22 protein-coding genes are annotated in these 21,502 nt (G+C 43.9%); all 22 read right to left on the reverse strand.

The features are described 5' to 3' along the window. Positions 1-34: 34 nt before the first annotated feature. Positions 35-829 carry a cephalosporin hydroxylase family protein gene (locus B4F66_RS03910; protein WP_292356246.1) on the reverse strand — a complete coding sequence of 265 codons (795 nt, stop codon included), beginning with the start codon at positions 827-829 and terminating at the stop codon, positions 35-37. A 34-nt stretch (positions 830-863) separates the two neighbouring features. Next, a complete protein-coding gene (locus B4F66_RS03915; RefSeq protein WP_292356244.1) occupies positions 864-1,967 on the reverse strand; it encodes an FkbM family methyltransferase in 1,104 nt (367 codons plus the stop codon). Positions 1,968-1,995: 28 nt separating this feature from the next. Continuing rightward, entirely contained in the window at positions 1,996-3,159 is a 1,164-nt protein-coding gene (locus tag B4F66_RS03920; RefSeq protein WP_292356242.1) for a class I SAM-dependent methyltransferase, read from the reverse strand. Positions 3,160-3,164: 5 nt separating this feature from the next. Next, complete coding sequence (locus tag B4F66_RS03925) at positions 3,165-4,184, reverse strand: radical SAM/SPASM domain-containing protein (protein ID WP_292356241.1); 1,020 nt, start codon at positions 4,182-4,184, stop codon at positions 3,165-3,167. Continuing rightward, positions 4,174-5,379 carry an FkbM family methyltransferase gene (locus tag B4F66_RS03930; protein WP_292356239.1) on the reverse strand — a complete coding sequence of 402 codons (1,206 nt, stop codon included), beginning with the start codon at positions 5,377-5,379 and terminating at the stop codon, positions 4,174-4,176. Before B4F66_RS03930 ends, B4F66_RS03925 begins: the two co-directional genes overlap by 11 nt. After that, positions 5,373-6,659 carry a glycosyltransferase family 4 protein gene (locus B4F66_RS03935; RefSeq protein WP_292356238.1) on the reverse strand — a complete coding sequence of 429 codons (1,287 nt, stop codon included), beginning with the start codon at positions 6,657-6,659 and terminating at the stop codon, positions 5,373-5,375. Before B4F66_RS03935 ends, B4F66_RS03930 begins: the two co-directional genes overlap by 7 nt. After that, complete coding sequence (locus B4F66_RS03940) at positions 6,659-7,681, reverse strand: radical SAM/SPASM domain-containing protein (protein ID WP_292356237.1); 1,023 nt, start codon at positions 7,679-7,681, stop codon at positions 6,659-6,661. Before B4F66_RS03940 ends, B4F66_RS03935 begins: the two co-directional genes overlap by 1 nt. 24 nt (positions 7,682-7,705) lie before the next feature. After that, positions 7,706-8,551 carry an NAD-dependent epimerase/dehydratase family protein gene (locus B4F66_RS03945; RefSeq protein WP_292356236.1) on the reverse strand — a complete coding sequence of 282 codons (846 nt, stop codon included), beginning with the start codon at positions 8,549-8,551 and terminating at the stop codon, positions 7,706-7,708. Further along, a complete protein-coding gene (locus B4F66_RS03950; protein ID WP_292356234.1) occupies positions 8,548-9,774 on the reverse strand; it encodes a class I SAM-dependent methyltransferase in 1,227 nt (408 codons plus the stop codon). The genes B4F66_RS03945 and B4F66_RS03950 overlap by 4 nt, the downstream gene beginning before the upstream one ends. After that, positions 9,771-10,328: a dTDP-4-dehydrorhamnose 3,5-epimerase family protein gene (locus B4F66_RS03955; RefSeq protein ID WP_292740786.1), complete on the reverse strand. Its 558-nt coding sequence runs from the start codon at positions 10,326-10,328 to the stop codon at positions 9,771-9,773. The genes B4F66_RS03950 and B4F66_RS03955 overlap by 4 nt, the downstream gene beginning before the upstream one ends. Further along, a complete protein-coding gene (gene rfbG / locus B4F66_RS03960) occupies positions 10,325-11,425 on the reverse strand; it encodes a CDP-glucose 4,6-dehydratase (RefSeq protein WP_292356230.1) in 1,101 nt (366 codons plus the stop codon). The genes B4F66_RS03955 and rfbG overlap by 4 nt, the downstream gene beginning before the upstream one ends. Next, positions 11,389-12,156 carry a glucose-1-phosphate cytidylyltransferase gene (gene rfbF, locus B4F66_RS03965; RefSeq protein WP_292356229.1) on the reverse strand — a complete coding sequence of 256 codons (768 nt, stop codon included), beginning with the start codon at positions 12,154-12,156 and terminating at the stop codon, positions 11,389-11,391. Before rfbF ends, rfbG begins: the two co-directional genes overlap by 37 nt. A 36-nt stretch (positions 12,157-12,192) precedes the next feature. Beyond that, positions 12,193-13,098, reverse strand: coding sequence for a flagellar hook-associated protein FlgL (gene flgL, locus B4F66_RS03970; RefSeq protein WP_292356227.1), 906 nt, complete (start codon positions 13,096-13,098; stop codon positions 12,193-12,195). A gap of 14 nt (positions 13,099-13,112) precedes the next feature. Continuing rightward, the gene (gene flgK, locus B4F66_RS03975) at positions 13,113-14,504 is read right to left on the reverse strand and encodes a flagellar hook-associated protein FlgK (RefSeq protein WP_292356225.1); all 1,392 of its coding nucleotides are present in this window, start codon (positions 14,502-14,504) and stop codon (positions 13,113-13,115) included. Between the two features lie 31 nt (positions 14,505-14,535). Next, a complete protein-coding gene (flgJ, locus tag B4F66_RS03980; protein WP_292356223.1) occupies positions 14,536-15,507 on the reverse strand; it encodes a flagellar assembly peptidoglycan hydrolase FlgJ in 972 nt (323 codons plus the stop codon). Between the two features lie 6 nt (positions 15,508-15,513). After that, positions 15,514-16,611: a flagellar basal body P-ring protein FlgI gene (locus B4F66_RS03985; protein ID WP_292356221.1), complete on the reverse strand. Its 1,098-nt coding sequence runs from the start codon at positions 16,609-16,611 to the stop codon at positions 15,514-15,516. A 10-nt stretch (positions 16,612-16,621) separates the two neighbouring features. Then, the gene (gene flgH / locus B4F66_RS03990) at positions 16,622-17,329 is read right to left on the reverse strand and encodes a flagellar basal body L-ring protein FlgH (protein WP_292356219.1); all 708 of its coding nucleotides are present in this window, start codon (positions 17,327-17,329) and stop codon (positions 16,622-16,624) included. A 150-nt stretch (positions 17,330-17,479) separates the two neighbouring features. Next, the gene (gene flgG / locus B4F66_RS03995) at positions 17,480-18,265 is read right to left on the reverse strand and encodes a flagellar basal-body rod protein FlgG (RefSeq protein WP_292356217.1); all 786 of its coding nucleotides are present in this window, start codon (positions 18,263-18,265) and stop codon (positions 17,480-17,482) included. A 33-nt stretch (positions 18,266-18,298) separates the two neighbouring features. Further along, on the reverse strand, positions 18,299-19,042 hold the full coding sequence (gene flgF, locus B4F66_RS04000) for a flagellar basal-body rod protein FlgF (RefSeq protein WP_292356215.1): 744 nt from the start codon (positions 19,040-19,042) through the stop codon (positions 18,299-18,301). Positions 19,043-19,087: 45 nt separating this feature from the next. Continuing rightward, positions 19,088-20,371 (reverse strand): flagellar hook protein FlgE, encoded by a 1,284-nt coding sequence (flgE, locus tag B4F66_RS04005; RefSeq protein WP_292356213.1) that lies wholly within the window; start codon positions 20,369-20,371, stop codon positions 19,088-19,090. 12 nt (positions 20,372-20,383) lie between these two features. Next, positions 20,384-21,067 carry a flagellar hook assembly protein FlgD gene (locus B4F66_RS04010; RefSeq protein WP_292356210.1) on the reverse strand — a complete coding sequence of 228 codons (684 nt, stop codon included), beginning with the start codon at positions 21,065-21,067 and terminating at the stop codon, positions 20,384-20,386. 18 nt (positions 21,068-21,085) lie between these two features. Then, positions 21,086-21,499 (reverse strand): flagellar basal body rod protein FlgC, encoded by a 414-nt coding sequence (gene flgC, locus B4F66_RS04015; RefSeq protein ID WP_292356208.1) that lies wholly within the window; start codon positions 21,497-21,499, stop codon positions 21,086-21,088. Positions 21,500-21,502 lie beyond the last annotated feature (3 nt).

Consider the following 21,502-nt stretch of genomic DNA (forward strand, 5'->3'; position numbering starts at 1 on the left):
CCTGAGGTGGTATCTGATGTTGGACTATATGAGTTTACTTTCTCAACAGATAACCATCTGGCGATCCTGTCAGCACCACTTTATGTTCTAATTCTTTATCCATTTCAAACATCAGTCTTTCTCCATCTGCTGCTTCAACTGATTCCGTTTCAAGTTTTTTCAGATAGGCCCAAACAGCCGTTTTGGGATTATTTCCCTTTCCCCAGGGGCGTTGAGACGTCATATCGTCTGGAGCATCCTCTATTACCGTATCACCTACCATGCAATAACTGCCCGGACTCACTAAGGGGGCATAAGCTTCAAGCTCGGCTAAAACATGATCATGCGTATGATTACTATCAAGACACACCATGATCCTTTTGTAATCTTTCGCAAACTCTTTTACCTGAGCAATAATGCTCTCATCAATGCTTGAGCCTTCTAGCATGGTAATTTTTTTACTCAAGGGATGACTGGCCAAAGCGACTTTATTATGGGGTCTGATTTCAACATCTATTCCCAGCACATGGCCTTTGTCTATTTCGTCACATGCTTCCAGAATAGCGAGCATTGATGCACTATGGATCAAGGTTCCTCCCCAAGCGATACCGGCTTCGATTATCAAGTCGGGTTTCACCTTCCAGATAATTTCCTGAAGAGCATATAAATCCTGAGGTATCTGGATTATCGGCACACCTAACCAGGTAAAGTTATAAACATAATCTGCTTTTCCAATGCCAATCTGGTTAAAAAACTCTTGAGAGGCTGATTGTAATGGTTGATTGTCAGGATATTGACGGACACGATCGGTAATATCTTGTTTAAATTGTTCTAACGGCGTTTTTTCCATGCTTTTTTTAACCTTTAATTACAATCGCTATCGTCTATACGTGACAGTACAAAACAAAATCACCAAAAAGCGGGGCATGCTGACGTAAACGGAATTGATATTCTGGAACAAGTTGTCTGACATACTCAGCAATCTCATAAAGATCGCTTGGATAGTGATATACACACAATGCCATTTTGGGTTTATATTTCTTGATCGTTTCTTCAGCGCCCCTGAGGAGAGGCATTTCCATCCCTTCAACATCCGCCTTTAAAAATGTAATGGGTTTTCCTGCAAGATAAGCATCTAAGGTCCATACTGCTGAGCTAATACGCTCATCAATTTCTGTAGCCTCATCTGGAGCCTCGGCTAAACCATGGCGAAGCGGATCATCATTTACAAAAGTACAATTCATACGTCCTTGTTCAGAGGAAAGACCGGCTTTTACTAATGAAACCTTGCTTTCATCAATAGCCCATTCCTGCACTAACCTTTCCATTCTTTTGGTCATTGCTACAAACTGTTTATAGCCTGGCTCAAACGCATAAAGATGTCTGAAAGTCCCCAGGTTTTCCCAAATAAACCTTTCTACACTATCGCCAACAAACGCACCTGCATCGACAAATATTTCATCAAAATTGCCAGAAAATTCAGGCAAGCCAAAATACATGTCTTTTTCCATCACTTGCAGGCAACTATCAACCGAACCGGTCAACATGGCGATGAGCAAGGCATTAAAGGTTTCGATGGACTTTTCATCCTGAAAAAAATTATCTCTAACACTCGCTAATCTAGCGTAATTTTTTACCACAAAATACCCATCAAATGACATGACAGGGAAATCATAATTGCTCATTTCATCAGCAACCTGTTTCACTACATGTCTTGCTGCAATAAGCATGGCGGGGACTTTTTCTATTTCTGCTTGCTCAGGGTACTTAACTAAAACGTTATGTATTTTTGAACCTGTTTTTCTAGTATCTCTATCTAAAAAACCGTCCACTTTCACCCCAAGGTTCTGCAGATGCTCACACGCCCATGTGCCTACAAATCCAGCACCATAGATCACACCACCATTGATAAAATTTTGATCTATTTCATCCACTAGAGGGGCCAAGTTTTTAACTAGTTCAAGAACACCTTCCGATTTATATTTCATTTCATATTCCATTCTTGGCTTTTAGCATTTATTGCAATCGATAAATAGACCGAGGGGACCAACCCAGGGACAAAGCAGCATTTTCTATTTTTTCAGCATGTAAATATGGAGCGATAACCAGTAATGCTTCCGGCTGAATCTCATTCGGATCGTATATAGATTGCTGCTGAAAATGACTTTTCTGTTTTTGTTTACTGGCATCACACAACCGGTAGTCAATTCCGTTTAATTTCGGCAATAGACTGAATAATTGCGTTGAAAGCCCCCATATTGTCAGTTGAGAATGCTGCTTCGCTAAACTGATAAGTGTCTCTGCCTGGTCGTTCAGCGCACGCTGTGCAGAAGACACATAGTTTGCAATATTATCGGTTAGCTCAAATACAGCCGGGGAAGGACGCTCAGTTTTTTTGGCTAAAATCATCAGCGAAGGATACTCAAATTCCGGCGTCGGCAACATCGCTCTTTGACAGGAAACAATTTCAAAACCATGCAGGTTTAACGCGGTATTCAATGATTGTGCTGAATAATGGTAGATATGTTCACGAATGCCCATCCAGAATGCTGTGCCTATCGGTTGTTGGGCATAGTTTTCTGCATCTGGAACCTCAATCAATATATGTCCCTGGTCCATTAAAACGTTATGAGCATTTTTAAGAACAGAATCTAAATCATGAATATGTTCCAAGACATGAAAATACGTCAATAAACGCTGACTGCTAACGGTAAATGGCAACGATAAAGCGCCGCCAGTTTGAAAACTAATGGGTGAATTATCACTGTTATCCTGGCTAACAGGCATGCTTTTTAAATCCACATCCACCCCAATGCAGTTGGCTTGCCAACCTTGTTTATTTAGCCATTGCAAAAACCCGCCCCGACCACACCCAATATCCGTAATAGGTGTGTGTTCCAAACCAGCCTTCGCTAAAAAATCATAGTAGTGCTGATATTTAGTCACATTTTCGGGCGAAGTAATATCAAAATGGTCATTTTCAAAATAACTACATTCATTGGCATAAAATTGAGCCAGAGTCTCATCATCAATATTTGCGACATAGACTAATCCGCAGTTATCACAGCTATGCCATTGTGCGGTATAGTTAAAGATTGATGCATCAAGACCACTATATTCCCAATCGGTCAAATGATGGGTCTCTGCCAGGCAAGCTGGACAAATTTCATCTTTTCTCACGTACTTTACCTACTTGCATTTAACTTGGTTAGCAGCACTTCTTTGTAGCGATCGATATTATCCACCTGGGCGTATTTAATATGGCCACAGTTACGACAAATCGGGTTGGTCTTTCGCTGACCTTCCAAATGCAGAACTCTCAGCTCCAGCATTTTTTCAGAATTCCAGATTTGCTTTATGGTTTGCTGCTTTAAGTCGCCAATGACCAGTTTTTGATCCCAATCGGGACAGCACGCACTGATGGTTCCATCGGCATTCACGGCCATGGCGTAGAAAAGATAACTGCACACACTTTTTTCTTCGAGACTTTGCTGATATTGGCCTTGATCCATCTGCACCTCAAAGCCACTTCTTTCTTCAATATCAAATTCAGGCCAAATTGGGGCGATGCTTTCCACAAAAATTCGATCGCAATACTCGCCAAAAGTATCGTAAAACTCGCGTTGCTGCTCAGGGCTAAGGTAGTTACCAGGGACTTTTATGGTTACTTCACAATCACCTTTATTCGCATAAAGCCATTTGATTTTTCTGACGAATTCTGGAAAGTCTATTTTTACTTTTGCGTGTTGCAGATATTGCTCAGCATTAATGCCTTCCAATGAGATATTCAGACGGTCCAAACCCGCTGTAATCATTTTTGTCAGCAATTCTTCCGTAAATAAAGCGCCATTGGTGGCAAGATCAATATGTTGAACCCGTCCACTGTTTTTGGCTAAAGCAATCATTTCTGCAAGTTGTTTATTTAATAAAGGTTCACCGATCTTATTCATCCGCATGACTTTCAGTGGCTGCGAAAATTCGGCGAGCTCATCAATTAATTTTTCGAATAACCCCAACCCCATCAAACTTCGTTTGTAATCTGAGTTTTTAATCAAATCAATGTGACCAGTCGGACAAAACTGACAACGAAAGTTACAGGCACTGGAAGGATCGACATACAGCAGGAAAGGTGTTTCTAACGGAATCACATTCTGCAATTCAACCCTGTCTTCTGGATTGAGTTTTGATTTAACTTCAGCTTTCATTATTGACTCCAGCATTATTGGTTCGCTGATAACGTTCCGATGGTATCGCGTAAATTACAGCGCCTGTGCCACAACCACTATGTAGACGAAAAAAGAACTGGTAATTGTCTAATGTTTTAATTAACCACGCTGCCATTTTGTATAGTCCTAAACGGTTGTGATACGCCGTGCTTGTCACAATGGGTCGATGTTTACGCAATGTTTTTTCAGCCCCTTGCAACACATTCAACTCTTCCCCTTCCAAATGTAATTTCATGAAGGTTACCGGCACGTCAAAGGCATCAAATGTCTTAACACTAAGGCTAGTATCACCGATTTCGCTAAGCTGACATGCATATCCCGCGCCAGCAAAAAATTGACGCATCCCTGAAACATTTGACAAGGCTGTACCATACAGATGAACTTGGTCATGGTCTCGACTGATGAGTTTTGCCAGCTTCGACTTTATCAGGGACAGATTTTCAGGATCAGGTTCAAATATCCATAACGACTTATAGTGATAATTGAAAGCATCCAGAAGCAATAAAGACGTTTCTCCCTGGTGAGCACCAATATCAGCAATAACCTCTTGCTGATGCACGACGGACTTCACTTCTGGAATCAAATAGCGGTTCTCTGGTTGCATTTCAGCCCCAGCAAACAACCAATCTTGGCGAAGGTGCCGCCAGGCAATGAACTGAAGGTGGTAAGCACGAGACTGAGGATCATTCCACTGCTCCATCACAGTCGAAATCTGTTCCGCCTCTTCCGTTGATAGCTGAGCGCAAAACCAACCATTACTAAGTGGGTGCTTATCGCGATAAGCTTCGCTAATATCATAGAAGTGCACCACATCTTGCCACCCCTGTTCAGTCAATGTTTCCTGTAAATGAGAAAACACCGCATTAGCAACACATATAGCTAATAAAGATGAGTGTTTTAACTGTAATGGTACGTCTTCGGGAAGAAGTAAGGTTACATCTTGCCAAAAGGGATCCTGCTGATGCTGATCCGCTTGCTGATCCACCACAGCTTCAATTTTAATGCCCAGTCGATCACAATAAACTTTAGCCATCCTGCCCAAATTCCCGGCCCCGTAAAACACAAGTGGCTTATCCACATGACGGCTTGGATCGGCAAGCGTTTGCCTTACCAGTTGTTGCAGCAACTGTTTGACCATTGCCATATCGGGTAATGCATCAAATCGCCTCAGCATAAGGAAGCGACTCCTCCAGCCCATTTCGCAAGCAATTCATCCTGCGGAAAATATCGATGAAAATGTATTGCAGAGCCTTTGGTCTCCTCCATCATACTGGGACGCAAAAAATCATCTTCTGGGCGCTCAACAAAGCCATCATTTTTAAACAATTCTGCTTGCTGTTGACAGGATAAGAACCATTGAGCGGGGGTTTCGCCAAAAACGTTATCAAAAGCAATTGCCTGCTTTTGCATTTGCATTTGCATAGCCAAGTTGTATTGTTCATCAAAGGCTCGTTGCATTTTCCCTGATGCATGTCGGTCACGAACAAACGCCGACGCGTTTCCCCCCATTTCTGTTCGTTGTTGAGGATGCTGGTGTAGCCATAGAATGGCTTCAGCAAAACTCGCCTGATCATTGACCACCAGTCCGGTTTTACCGTGTTCCACAATTTCACATTCAGCCGGATTATTTAACACCACTGGCACGATGCCCATTGCCATTGCTTCCAGCAAGGCATTTTCATTCGTTCCATAGTGTCTCGGATTTTGTAGGTACGCCAAAACATTAATTTTATCTAAAGATTTGGCGACATCATGGATGTAACCAGTAAACATTAACAAATCAGTTCGGCCTAAACGCTTCGCTTGTGCCATCAACGTGTCGGCATTAAAGTCGTCGCCAATCATCGTCACTGTGAACGGTGTTAATTCAACCTTAGCCAGATAATAAATGTAGTCTGGATGCAATTTAGCGAAGTTAAAACTTCCAAGATAACCTACTGACAAGTTTTTTTGGGGATGACAGGCCGCCGATATAGGCCAATGTTCCAGACCATTATTACTATGAATAACTGCCAACTTCTTGTTATTTACTTCTAGCAGAGACTGTATTGATTCAGTCTGATAAGTGCAGGCTGACGTCATAATAAAGCGTGAAGATATTTCAACTAGTGCTTCAGGAATAATTTCATTATACAAACCGGAAACATGGCACCAAACCACCAGCCTCATTGGCAGATGACAGCATTTCAATAAAGCCGAAATCGTTTTTGGATGGCGCCACCATTCCAATTGTACAATGTCTGCCTCGGTTATCAGGTGTTTTAGCTGTTGTTCATCAGGTTCAACTATCACCTGATGGCCCGAAGCGATAATCAACTTTATAAAGTGATCTTTTTCAGCCTGCTCTAAACAAACAAACACATGTTCCACATGATGTTCCGATGGTTGGAGCAACCCTGATAATGCCCGTCCAACGCCTCCTCCCAGATGTGGAGTGAGGTGAATTACTTTCACTACCGACTCGCCAAATGTGCCTTGAATCGTTCGAGTAAGACAGGTTGGTAAGGATCAATATTGTCAGGCAGACAGTGCGTCAGCTGACCACAATTATTGCAGACAGGATGTTCGTTGCGTCTTCCTTCCAAGTGCTGAAGCCGTAAATCGTTAAACTCTGTCGAATTCCATATTTCTCTTAAGCTGTGCTCACGCACATCACCGACAATCAAGCGTCGCTCCCAATCAAGGAAACAAGAGCTGACCAATCCATCAGCATTGACTGACATACCATAAAATATGTAAGGGCAAGTATCAGTTCGGGTAATCGGTTGGTTATAAATGCCTTCTGTAATCTTTATTCCGGTTTTTTCTTCGACATCAAATTGTGGCCAACAAGGGGCAAAGTTTTCCAAGGAAATACGATCACAGTAATCGCCAAATACATCAAAAAATTCCTGTTGCTGTGCTTCAGTGATCAACTCTTTGGGAATTTTCATCACAATTTCACAATTGCCTTTATTGGCATATAACCATTTGACGTTTTCAACAAACTGTTCAAAATCAAAATTGAAATTGGTGAATTTTTTGTACTGCTCTTTGTTCATGCCATCAACAGAGATATTAATTTTATCTAAGCCGGCTTCAAGGATTGGCCCCATTCGCTCAGGGGTCATCAAAGAGCCATTGGTGGTGGTATCAATATAATCCACAAACGGGCTTTGTTTGGCGTAAGCGACCATCTTCGCCATTTCTTTATTTAATAATGGTTCGCCATCCTTATACATTCTCAGCACTTTTATCGGCTGACTAAAACCCGCCAGATCATCAATCACTTTTTGAAATACTTCGAACTTCATTCTGCCAACAAAACGGCCAGTATCTTTAATCAGATCTTTGTGGCCTGTTGGACAAAAAGTACATTCAAAATTACAAGCACTGGCAGGATCAACAAATAGGATCATCGGCGTAGCTAAAGGGATGACATCCTGTAAAGGAGTGCGCTCCTCCAGATTAATTCTAGGTTTAACTTCAGCTTTCATTTGTTTCCCCTAATCTCAAATAATTCAAGATATTATCCATTGTTTTAATTTGTCTGCATTACCCCAAAAAGCCATAGCTTCGTAATCTGGATATGGGTAATATCCTAGATTAAGTTCTATATTGCTTTGACGTGCAGTTATAAACCGTTTCACTAGTTCTAAAATAGTTATCGGCTCGCCACTACATATATTGAGGATACCGTTACATTCTTGTCGTTCTATGACTTTAAGCAAATAGTGCGCCACCGTTTCAACCGCCAGATAATCTCTTACCTGTTCACCTCCAGACATGTTAAAAACAGGATCGCCATTTTCAATCGCCTTCTCTAATTGAGATAACAGGCTGTTAGCATGTTGACCTGAGCCATACATATAAAACAAGCGACACCATTGCAGTGTAAAAGGTCGCTGTTTCTGCAAAGAAACCAGCCATTGCCGAAGATTATCTTTAGCCTGAGCATACGGAACATCTGGAAATACCGGCATAGATTCCGTGAGTTCTCCTTCTTTTTTGCCATATTCAAGGCAGGTTCCCGTCACCAGAATATGTTTGATTCCAGCCTCAATCATGGTTTGTAAAAACTGCTTATGTGCCGGTAAAACAACGTCCAGATGAAAGCTTTGTTGATAATTTGACAGACCACTCCACGCTAAATGAATAAGTACATCATGACTGGCTATTGTGTCAGGCCACTTAGTCTCGGGGTTCTCTATGTCAACTTCAATAATACCGACCTGATGCCCCCAATCCCTATTGAGAACATTCGATTTATCTCGTGTAATTACCGTAACCTGATGACCTTGTCCAAGCGCTTGAATGATTAAATGGGTTCCAATAAAACCGGTCGCGCCTGTCACCAGTAATTTCATGATGAAACTTGCAGTTCCGGAATTACCGTCACAAATTGGCCACCCCATTCTCGGATATGTGACTGTTGCTGTATCACCTCTTCAGCAATATTCCAGGGTAAAATCAGTACAAAATCCGGTTTTTTTAAGCTGATTTGGTCGGGAGCTAAAATCGGAATGTGCGAACCAGGAAGATATTTGCCTTGTTTTGATGCTGCAGCATCTACAACCAATGGCAGTAAATCAGTTGAGATACCAGCATAGTTGAGTAATGTATTACCTTTTGCTGCTGCACCGTACGCTATCACCGATTTATTCAATCGCTTTTGTTCGGTTAAAAATTCAATTAACTGTTGTTTAATGTGTTCGGCATACCCTTGGAATCCGGTATAGGTACTCAGGTTGGATAAACCAAACGTTTTTTCTTTTGCTAATAAATTGCTGACAGCCGTCTGTGTACTGCGTTTATCACCTGCATGGCAGGCATAAATTCGTAAGCTACCGCCATGGGTTGGTAGTGTTTCTACGTCAAAAACTCTTAATCCTTCCTTGTCAAAGATCTGACATACAGTGTTAAGAGAGAGGTAGGAAAAATGCTCATGGTAAACCGTATCAAACTGTCGATGCTGAATGAGCTGGAGCAAGTGTGGAAACTCTAGAGTAATGGTTCCATCATTTGTCAGCAGAGTCTTCAATCCCGCTGTGAAATCGTTTATATCCGGTACATGTGCATAAACGTTATTACCAACGATCAGGTCAGCCTGTTTACCTTGTTCAGTGAGTTCTTGTGCCAGTTGCTGACCAAAAAACTCACGAAGGATGGGGATCCCCAATTTTTCGGCATGGTCAGCAGTACTGTCAGTAGGCTCAATACCTAAACAAGGGATCGCTGCAGCCACGAAGTTTTTTAATAAATAACCATCGTTCGCCGCGACCTCGACAATCAAACTATTCTGATCCAGCTGCAGGCGTTGGATAATCTGATGACAGTAGCGTTCAGCATGCGATAACCAGCCCTGAGAAACTGAAGAAAAATAGGCGTAATCATTTGTAAACAATTTATCAGCCGCCGTGACATCTTCTGTCTGAACTAACCAACAGCGATCACACACATACAGTTTTAATGGAAATTTTGTTTCTTGCTGGGTGAGTTGCTCAGCCGTTAAATAGGCGTTCGAGGGTGGGGCAACGCCAAGATCCAGAAATATATGTGTTAATGGTATTTTACAATGCCGGCAATTCATCCAGATAAATCCTTTAACCACTTCGCCACTGTAGGTAATTCGGAATCTCTTACCGACAAGTTATTTACCGGCAGCGGCCAATCGATCGCTAAATCAGGATCTTGAACATGAACCCCCGCTTCAGCCGTTGCGGAATAAAAAGCGGTATGAAAGTAAATCAATTCACTTTCTGCCGCTAATGCCTGAAAACCGTGAGCACACCCTTCCGGAATGACGATCATCGTATCGTTTTCCTGACTTAATTCTTCTGCATGCCATTGGAGAAATGTTGGTGAGTCAGGCCGTAAATCCACCATCACATCCCATACAGCACCTTGAATACAACGGATAAACTTCATTTCCGCTTCAGGAGAGCGCTGATAATGCAGTCCCCTAACAGTCCCTCTAGTGGTTGTCCTGCTGAAGTTCACTTGTTTGATTTCGCGCTGGCCAAGGATAGGGGCCAATATTTTCTGACAAAACAATCTGGAAAACTCACCTCGCTGATCTGTAAAAGACGTTTGTTTGATTACAAAAGCGTCAGCTATATCCAGCGATATCCATTGCATTGTCATAGCCAGCAAACACCAGCTTTGTCGGCATCCTCAATGTAGTGTTGCCATTGAATTGCTGTAGCCACCAAACCTTCTTCAACTAATTTCTTGTACCAAAGCGCTGTATTTTCTGTGGCTTTATTTAAGTCCCAGACGGGTGTCCAACTTAATTGCTTACGTGCTTTGTCACTATTTATCCCCAGACAGATAGTCTCATGCTGTGCGTCTTGCTTTGCAATATGCCATGTAAATGCTGGCCAGTGAACATGAATAGACTCCAACACATCACTCACTGTGGCAATTTGCCCGGAAACCGGACCAAAATTCCAGGCCTGAGCACTAGATTGCTCTCCCTCCCATAATTTTTGTCCTAGTAACAAATAACCACTCAAGGAATCCAAAACATGTTGCCATGGTCTTGAGGATTCTGGAGACCGAACTTCTAACGGAATTTTTTTCGTGACACTTCTGACCGCATCAGGGATCAATCGATCTACCGACCAGTCTCCTCCACCAATAACATTCCCTGCCCGGGCAGAAGCTAATAAAACACCTTGCTGCTCAAAATAAGATTTTCGGTAGCTGTCAACCACCAGTTCTGTCGCCGCTTTGGAAGCACTGTAAGGATCATGACCGCCCAGACGATCGGATTCCGTGTATCCATCTTTTTTTTCATGATTCTCATAACACTTATCACTGGTGATAACCACAATGGCTTTCACCGAAGGTACGTGACGACATGCCTCTAACAGGTTAACCGTACCCATTACATTGGTTGACCAAGTATCGAGAGGCTCACTATAAGATATCCTGACAAGGGGTTGAGCCGCCAAGTGAAAAACCATGTCAGGCTGCCAGGCCGAAATAATTTCTGATAAAGTTTGATAATTACGGATATCAGTGAGCTTTTGTTCAATATCGAGCTTTAATAAAGCCCAATGATTGGGCTCAGTATCAGGCTCCAAAGCAATGCCATATAATTTGGCCCCCATTTGGGATAACCAAAATGTCAGCCAACTTCCTTTAAACCCGGTATGACCAGTGATTAATACTTTTTTATTACGATAAATATCAGCAAACATTACTCCCAAACCTTCCATGGAGCCGTGGTTTGCCATAAATTTTCCAGGCTGACTTTATCTCGGAGCGTATCCATTGCTTTCCAAAATCCCGTATGGCGATAGGCCATTAACGCCTGCTGATCTGCCAGTTTTTTTAGCGGTGATTCTTCCCATGCTGTCGTTGGACCTTCAATAAAATCCATAACTTCTGGTTCGAGCACAAAGAAGCCGCCATTGATCCATGAACCATCACCTGCTGGCTTTTCTTGAAACTGTTCAACTCTCTCACTATTCAAATTAAGTGCGCCGTATCGACCCGGCGGTTGAATAGCTGTAACTGTGGCTAATTTGCCGTGTGATTGATGAAACTCAATCAATTTTTGAATATTAATATTGGAAACGCCATCACCGTAAGTGAAGCAAAAGGTCTCATTGCCAATATAATCTCTTACTTTCTTCAAACGTCCACCCGTTTGGGTGTCTTCCCCTGTTTCAATCAACGTGATTTTCCAGGGTTCTACATGCTTTTCATGGACTTGCATTTCATTATTGGCCATATCAAAGGTCACATCTGACATGTGCAGGAAATAATTGGCGAAATATTCTTTTACGACATAGCCTTTGTAGCCCAGACAAATAATGAACTCATTCACACCGTAATGAGAATACTGTTTCATAATATGCCAGATAATCGGTTTGCCACCAATGGTAATCATCGGTTTGGGTTTTAGATGAGACTCTTCACTGATTCTGGTGCCTAATCCACCGGCAAGAATGACTGCTTTCATAGTTAATCTACTGTGATTAAGTTGCGTCTAAGTGTTTCACAAAAAGTTAAACAAAGATAACCCCTGCACTTTGACATAAACTTGCTGTGCTGCCTGTAAACCCACTGATTTTAAATTTAATTGTGTAATTGCCTCAGCATAGTCGAGATCTTCTATTTGAGAAAGCGTTGTGGTCATACTGAACTGTGAACTGTCATTGATTTCACGTTGTTGTTCTACTGCATTTTGCCGCGTACCAATGCGGGTACGGGCATCGAGAGAAGCATCCATGGCGTAGTCCATATTTGCGAGAAATTCGCCATCATTCGGTGCGGTACCTACCGTTCCGCTGGAAAGTGCAGCGGTAAAATCCTCAATGGTTTGGAAAATGGCCTGATTGGGCCCAGCGACTGTCTGAGTAATAAATAAATCATCGCCAGGTTCATTGATCGCAACCAGATAACCATCACTGACACGTAATTGTCGTTGTCCCCCATCCCCGTTATAGGCATAGGTTGTGGTATCAAATGGTTGCACATCAGATTGATAACCGGAAAACAGATATTCCCCATTTGAATCTGTCGTATTAGCCAAAGCGACCAGTGTTTCATTTAATTGATTTATTTCTTCGGCAATACCCCGACGTGATTCAGTACTATTGGTATCATTCAGCGCCTGCACTGCCAGCTCACGAATACGTTGCATGATATCTCCGGCGCTTTTTAATGTGCCATCTGTCGTGCTCAAGCGGCTATCAGCGACATCAGCATTGTCTTGATACTGCTGCGACAGACCGATTTGTCTTTGCAAATCCAGCATTTTGACGGCGCCAATGGGATCATCCGACGGTGTTTGAATCCGCTTACCTGATGAAACTTGTAATTGGGTTTTAGCCAATTCACTCTGTTGTCTCAGCATGGCCTCTAAGCCTTGTTGAGTTATGCTGTTTGTGGAGATACGCATGGGTGGTTAATCTCCTAAAATGCGTTAATTAACGAATTAAACACGGTATTCGATACTGTGATTATTTGCGAAGCCGCTTGATAGGCTTGCTGAAACTTGATCAGATTGGCCGCCTCTTCATCCAGATTGACCCCAGATACACTCTCAGAACGTTGACGGATCTGACTCACCAGCCCCGCTTGTGTTTCCTGAGAGACAGTTGCTTGATTAGTGCGAGTTGCCACTTGAGAAACGATTGAGCCATATTGATCATTGAATGAGCGAGAAATCACAGGAGGGCCGGGATTGAGTATCACGGTGGTCTTATCGGTTTGCAATGCCGCCATGGCCAGTGCATTTTCATTATTACCCACGCCTGGATCGGTGGTAGAGGATGCGGCAATTAATCGCGTATCCGTAATGTTCATACTTATAGTAGCGGCTGTCGTACCAGTAGCATCAAAGAAATCTGTGCCGGCATTGCCGTTTAGATCGACACCATTACTGTGAGCAGTATTAAATGCGGTCACGATCGATTCGGCTAATATGTCCAGTTCGGCACGCGTACTATCCACGACATCCGTTCTTGCCAGTATAGCACCGCCTATTTCACCGCCACTAAGCTGCTGGGTAATATTAATTTGTGAGGGACCATAACCGATAGCAATACGGGGGGGATTGGTACTATTGTCGGCAATCGTTGACAGTTCAACCCGGCTATTACCGACCACAAGCCCTTGTCCATTACCGATAAAGACATTTACTGCACCGTTATCCTGCTCGACTACATTCACCGAGACCAATTCCGACAAGTCGCCAATCAATTTATCGCGTTTATCCAGCAAATCATTGGGGTTGTAACCAGCAGCCAGGGACTCAGAAATAGAGAGGTTTAAATCCTTTATCCCCTGAGAAAGCACATTGATGTCCTTGACTGACGCCGAGAGAGTGTTATCAATCTGTCTGTCCAACTCGCCCAGTTGACTGTCCATCGTATTAAACCGGTTGGCCAGCAAGTCACCTTGTGTAAGCATAACCTGTCTGGCGGCAATCGACGTTGGATCATTGGCAACTTCCTGAACAGAATTGAAAAACGCTTCCAACCCGCCACTGATACTTAGTGAAGAAGAGCCAAGCAGATCATCAACCTGTTTGGAAAATGTCAAAAAACCGTCTTGCTGAGATTCAGCAGAGGTATAGGTGCGTAGTTGATTGACCAGAAATTGATTGAAGATACGATCAACTCCGGTGACGCCAACACCATTGCCAATGTAGTAACCACCTTCAAAATTGGCTGGCTGTGTACCTTGATCGGTACGCTGACGCGAATACCCAGCCGTATTAACGTTACTGATGTTATTACTGGTGGTCGCTAATGCATTTTGGGCGGCTAATAACGCCGAACTACCGATATTCAGCATGCTCATTTAGATAATCCCCTGCGAGCTGTTTTCTAGGTTAATACCCCAGATTCTGAATATTTTTATGCGAAATCTGTGCCAGTGTATCGCCATTCATAATGCGTTTAATCTTGTCAGCATATTGCGGATCGGTTGCATAGCCGGCTTCATGCAATTTTTCTACAAAGGTTTCCGGATCACCAACATGTTTTAATGCTTCTCGGTAGCGGGGTTGCGACTGAAGGAAGCTGACATAATCCTCAAAACTTTGAGCATAATCATCGTAAGAACGAAAACGTGATTGCTCGGCTATGGGTTTACCATCACGATATTCAAGCGCATTTTTAGCAACGAAATCCCCATCCCATCGGCTATCCGCTTTAATGTTAAACAGGTTAAAACTGGATTGTCCCTCACCATCTTTTAAGACATATCGCCCCCAGCCGGTTTCAAGTGCCGCCTGAGACAAAATAACTTCAGGTGTCGTCCCCATTTTGTCGGCTGCCTGTTGTGCCAGTGGCCACAGGTGGTTAACAAACTCTTCAGGCGTTTTAAAGCGCTGGGGAAAGTTTTTGTGTTCCGTGCCGGATAAGATCTCTTTGCTATCTGCATCCTGAGCATTTTCATGAATTTCTTTCACTGCACGTCGTAAATCCTGTCGAATAGTCACCGTATCAATGCTAAACGTTTGCCCTGGCAAGGGCATATTCGCATTGGTATTTGTCTGACCACCTAATTGCCGAACAATGACATCCTGTAAACCAAGCCCTCCCCGTTGCGACAAATCCATTGCCAATTGCTGGTCGGCCATTTCACGATAGGTTTTGCTATGATTGGAATCGAAAATACCTTCTGCCAAACTCGCCTGACGCATACTTTTCAACATCATCGTCGTGAAGAGCGCTTCAAACTGCGCCGCCACCTGTCGCAGAGTACTTGCCTCATTCCCCGGTTTAATGGCGGATTCACGCAGTTGATTCAAACCATGAAAGTCAACTGCATTTTGCGAAATATTAGAAGGAATCGTCATGACAGATTAGATGATGACCAATTCAGCACGCAAGGCACCAGCCTGTTTTAATGCTTCAAGAATTGCCACTAAATCACCCGGGGCAGCACCCACCTGATTCACTGCACGGACAATTTCATCCAGTGACACACCAGGGTTAAATACAAACATCCTGCTATTTTCTTCTGTTATTTCAATATCGTAGTTGGGTGTGATAACAGTCTGCCCAGCAGAGAAAGCATTGGGTTGGGACACTTCAGGATCTGCTGAAATGGTGACAGATAAACTGCCATGGGTTACCGCAGCAGGACTGACACGAACATTCTGACCAATCACCACGGTACCACTACGTGAATTGACGACGACTCTAGCTGGAGCCTCACCAGGGCTCAGTTCGAGGTTTTCAATTAACGATAAAAATGGAATACGTTGATTAGGATCTCTCGGCGCATTGACCCTGACGGATGCTGCATCCATAGAACTCGCTGTGCCGCGTCCCAATGTCTGATTGATGGCATCCGACAATCTGCTCGCTGTGGTGAAATCTGCCTGATGTAAATTCAGGATGATATGGTCACCAACATTTAGGGCATTCTGAACGGTACGCTCGACTGTCGCGCCATTGGGGATTCGCCCTGCACTAGGTATATTGACGGTCACACGAGACCCATCGCCCGCTTCAGCACCAAAGCCTCCCACCACCAGATTACCCTGAGCCATGGCATATATTTCACCATCAGCACCTTTTAACGGCGTCATGATCAAGCTGCCGCCACGCAGACTTTTGGAATCGCCCAGTGATGACACAGTAACATCAATGTTTTGGCCAGGTTTAGCAAAAGGCGGCAAATCAGCATGGACAGAAACTGCCGCTATATTTTTACTTTTCGGATTAACACCAGCGGGTAAGGTCACCCCCATTTCACGCAACATACTTCTCAGTGTCTGCCCGGTAAAAGCCGTCTTGTCACCGGTTCTACTAAGGCCCACCACCAAACCATATCCCACTAGCTGGTTATTCCGTACCCCGCCGATGGAGGCCAAGTCCTTGATTCGCTCAGCCTCAGCGGTCGTCATTATCAACAGCAAAAAAGCGGCAAAAAAGGTATTTAGAAGAGTTTTCATTTTGCTAACCTCAAAAAGGCATTAACGCGCTGATGAAGAACCGGCTAAGCCAGCCCATCGCATTGGAATCATTTGCCGGTCCATCGCCCACATAAGTGATTTGAGCATCGGCAATTCGAATAGACGAAATGGTATTGGTGGCATCAATATCACGGGGGCTAATCATGCCGGTTAACCGAACATACTCATTGCCCTGATTAATAGTGACCACTTTTTCACCACGCACAATCATATTGCCGTTTGACAACACCTCCACTACAGACACACTGATATCACCGGTAAGGAAGTTGTTTTGTTCGCTTTCGCCCTCCCCTTCAAAACTGCTATTAGCACCTGTGCTAAAAGCAAGATTGTTATCATCCGTATTAGCCAAAGGGAGGCCGCTGGGAAGACTGAATTGAGGGGTAGTACCAAATATCGTTGGATTGTTAATATTATTGGAGCTGGTTTTATCAACTGTCGTGGTGGCCTCTTTTTCCGCATCGGTCCGTTCTTGCAAACGTACTGTCAAAATATCGCCGACCCGACGAGCTTTATAATCTTCATACAAGGTAATATTGCTACGCGTGTCAAAAATAGCACCATCGTTTCGTTCTACTGGAGCAGTAGCCACCGGCCGCACTGCAGCATAGGCCGGGTCACGTTTTACTTCATTACTGACACAGGCGGAAAGCAAAATCAGCGAAGTGATTCCCAATAGTCGGTAAATGAATTTCATATGGATCTCCGGAACAAACATATCTATAAAATTGAGCTTGCAGAGTCCATGCCACAATTGTGTTTTAATCCAAGAAAACTGGATCTCCCTACCAGACATATAAAAGCCCCGAACTACATCAGCTGTAATGTCGGGGCGCTTACAATATTGTTATAGATTTTGACTAGCGTACTGCAGCATTTGATCGGCTGTGGAAATGGCTTTTGAATTCATTTCATACGCACGTTGGGTTTCGATCATATTAATCAGCTCGGTCACGACATTGACGTTTGAGGTTTCCAGAGCTCCGCCAATGACTCGTCCCAAACCATCCAGTGTGGGCGTACCGACAATAGGCACACCACTTGCACCGGTTTCTTTAAACAGATTTTCACCAACGGGTTGCAAACCAGCAGGATTCACAAAGTCAGCCAATTCAATTTCGCCAATGACAGTCGGTTCATTATCCCCGGGCTGCGTTACGCTGACAGTGCCATCGGCACCAATGGTAACGCTTTGCACGTCATCTGGAATATTGATGCCGGGATCCAGAAGATAGCCGTTAGACATCACCATATCGCCATCGGAATTAATTTGGAATGTCCCATCACGGGTATAGGCGAGATCGCCATCAGGCATCAGGATCTGAAAATAGCCCCGACCATCAATGGCGACATCCAGGGCATTATCTGTTTGGATAATGTTGCCTTGAGTATGCAATTTTTCGGTGGCAACTGTGCGAACACCGGTACCAATCATTAAACCGGAAGGTAGTTGATTATCGGTAGTCGTTTGCGCGCCGGGTTGGCGAATTGTCTGATACAGCAGATCTTCAAATACTGCACGATCCTGTTTAAACCCTGTGGTGTTCACGTTCGCCAGATTATTTGAAATCACCGACATCCGTGTTTGCTGAGCATCAAGCCCGGTTTTCGCAATCCATAATGCCTGGTTCATAAAGTTTCTCCTAAAAACACTATTGCTCTGTTACTAACCATTTAGTTGCAACAAGCGTGCCGATGCGGCACTGTTTTCTTCTGCGGTGCTCATCATTTTGACTTGCATTTCATATTTACGCTGAAGTTCAATCATATTGACCAAAGCACCCACAGCATTCACATTGCTGCCTTCAATGGTTCCAGAGGCAACTTTAACTGTGGCATCCAACGGTGCTTCGGTGCCATCCGACATACGCAGCAAACCATCCTGATCTTTAAAAACGTTTTGCAGGTCAGGCTTGACCAGCTTGATTCGATCGATCACTGCCAACTCATTTTCAGCACCACCAATCGGGCGAATGGAAATTGTGCCATCAGCACCGATATCAATTTTTTCTGCTGGTGGAATGGCAACAGGTCCACCCTCGCCCATTACCGGCAACCCCGTGCCGGTAACTAATTGCCCCAGCTCGGTAACATGTAAGTCCCCTGCACGGGTATAACCTTCACGACCATCTTTGCCCATGACAGAAATAAAGCCTTCGCCTTGAACAGAAATATCCAGTTCACGACCGGTTGACTGTACGCTGCCTTGCTGATAATCAGTTGCTGGACGCTCTGTCATTGAATAAACACGGGTGGGCAAACCCTCGCCAAACACCGGCATGGAACGGAACTGTTCCAAGTCAGCTCGAAAGCCCGTGGTATTAACGTTAGCCAGATTATTGGCATTGGTCGCCTGCGCCAGCATGGTTTGCTGAGCCGCATTCATTGAGATAAACAGCATGCGATCCATAGTTAGCCTCTTTTTTCTATATGCATATCAAACAACTCAGCGAGATTAACGCAGGTTGATGATGGTCTGGGTAATGGCATTATTAGTTTCTATCGCTTTTGAGTTTGCCTGGAAATTACGCTGTGCAGTAATCAAGCCAACCAGCTCTTTAGTCAAATCGACATTTGAGGTTTCCAGTGCACCTGACTGAATCAAACCAAAGCTGCCTGTGCCTGCTTCACCAATCCGCACATCGCCTGAATCCAATGTCGCTTCCCAGGCAGTATTACCAATCTGTTTTAACCCTTGAGGGTTAGGAAAGTCCGCCAATACAATTTTGGCAACGTTAGTGGTTTGACCATTTGAATATTGGGCCTGTACCAAGCCGGTATCATCAATATCCAAGCCTGTCAGCCGGCCGGTGGGAAAACCATTCTGATCGGTATCCAACACGGTAAAGGCGGCTGAGTTTTGGGTTGAACCAGCAAAATTAATTTCAAAACTCAAATCAACTGCACCACTACTCAACCCGGAAAACGTATAAGTTTCCGTTGGTGTTACCCCACCATCCAAAGCCCCACCTAAAGCCGGGTCAAAGGTCAGTGTTTTGGTATCCTGGCCTGGAGCAAATTCAAGTATAGTCTGGCTGCCAGTGGGTTCATTAATATAAACCTGTACGTTCCATTCATTAGCAACATTGGTTTTCTGATAGTAATAGGTCAATGTACTTTCATTACCTAAAGAATCAAAAATATTACTGGAGGTAGAATTGGTATAGGTTTCTGGATCATTAGGATCAATGGGTGTCGCGACTGGATCAATATCTGTAGCAGTTGAAGGAAGATTTGCTGCAATATCCACTTCTGTTGTGGCTTGAGGGACACCCGCAGCAACCGGCAACCGAATCGGATCCGTTCCACCCAAAGCGGTAGACGAAACACTGCCATCAGCATTGACCGGAAAACCTAATAAATATTGTCCAGAACTATTGGTGATGTAGCCATCGCGGTTAATATTAAATGCACCAGCTCTACTATATAAAACCTGTTCAGTATCCAGAGCGGGTTTCAATGCGTAAAACCCCTGCCCATTACCACTAATCGCCAAATCCAGCGAATTATTGGTCACTTCCAGATTTCCCTGATTGAATTGTTGTGCCACATTGTTCAGCACGACACCCGTACCGATGGCCGTATTACTGTTCCCGAATGTTGACAGGGCATAAACATCACCGAATTCTGCTCGTGAACCTTTAAAGCCAATGGTATTGATATTGGCGATATTGTTTGATTTCACATTCAAATCGGCAGTGGCGGCATTGAGGCCTGTTAATGCTGTACTAAATGACATGATGTTTACCCCTTAAATAATTTCTTGAACTTCACTGAATGGCACCGAACCGATACCGGCCAGATTTATGGTTAATCCCTGACCATTAGAGCCAACTAATACGCTATCGACTTTGGCCATGACAGCCGTGGCAAATGCCGTGTTTTGTCCATCTACAGTGCCCGTGGCGGTAAATTGATAGACGCCTTCAGGCAACGCTTCACCATCGTTATTCAAACCATCCCACTCAAAATTGGTATAGCCTGAAGCGGCCCCCATCGGAATGGTTCTGACTAATTCACCAGTTTCGCTGTAAACCTTGAGTTCCAGATTAGAAACAGGATCTGCCACATTAATTTGTCCGCGCATCGGTGAGTCAGCAGTCATCACACCAATTGACGAAGGAACCAATACCGAACGCCCTACAAGAGAAGAGCCCTGCAACGCCTGGTCTGACTGCATCGCATTAGCAAAATTAGCAAATGAATCTTGTAAATCACTGATACCACTTACCGTACTAAAGGAAGCTATCTGTCCGAGGAAGTCTCCGCTTTCCATTGGCTTAAGCGGATCCTGATTCATTAGCTGCGTGGTCATCAAGGACATAAAATCCTCCATTTGCAACTTGCCAGGATCATTTTTCTCTTCTGTAGTACTTGTTGTACTTTTACTGTTGAGAAAAGCATAGGGATTGTCGCTCACACCATTTATTGCCATTTCTATGACTCCCTGCGGTTATTTGCCAAGCTGCAATGTCTGTAGCAGCAATTGTTTGGAAGTGTTGGCAATCTCAACATTGTTCTGGTATGAACGAGAAGCCGACATCATATTTGCCATTTCTGCAATGGCGTCCACGTTTGAGTGATAAACATATCCGTTGTCATCTGCCAGAGGATGAGACGGGTTGTATTCCTGGCGAATCGGAGCCTGACTTTCTGTTATCCCTAACACTTGAACAGAACCGGCCTTATATCCTTGCTGTGCATCATCCAGTACCGTGGAAAAAACTGGTTGCCGGGTGCGGTAGGTTTCATTCACGCTACTACTGACACTGTCTGCGTTAGCCAGATTACTGGCTGTGGTATTGAGGCGCAGTGATTGTGCACTCATTCCACTACCTGCAATATCGAAAATGTTAAATAATGACATGGC

Origin of the sequence: Methylophaga sp. UBA3603 (assembly GCF_002375335.1) — a bacterium.
GTDB lineage: Bacteria > Pseudomonadota > Gammaproteobacteria > Nitrosococcales > Methylophagaceae > Methylophaga.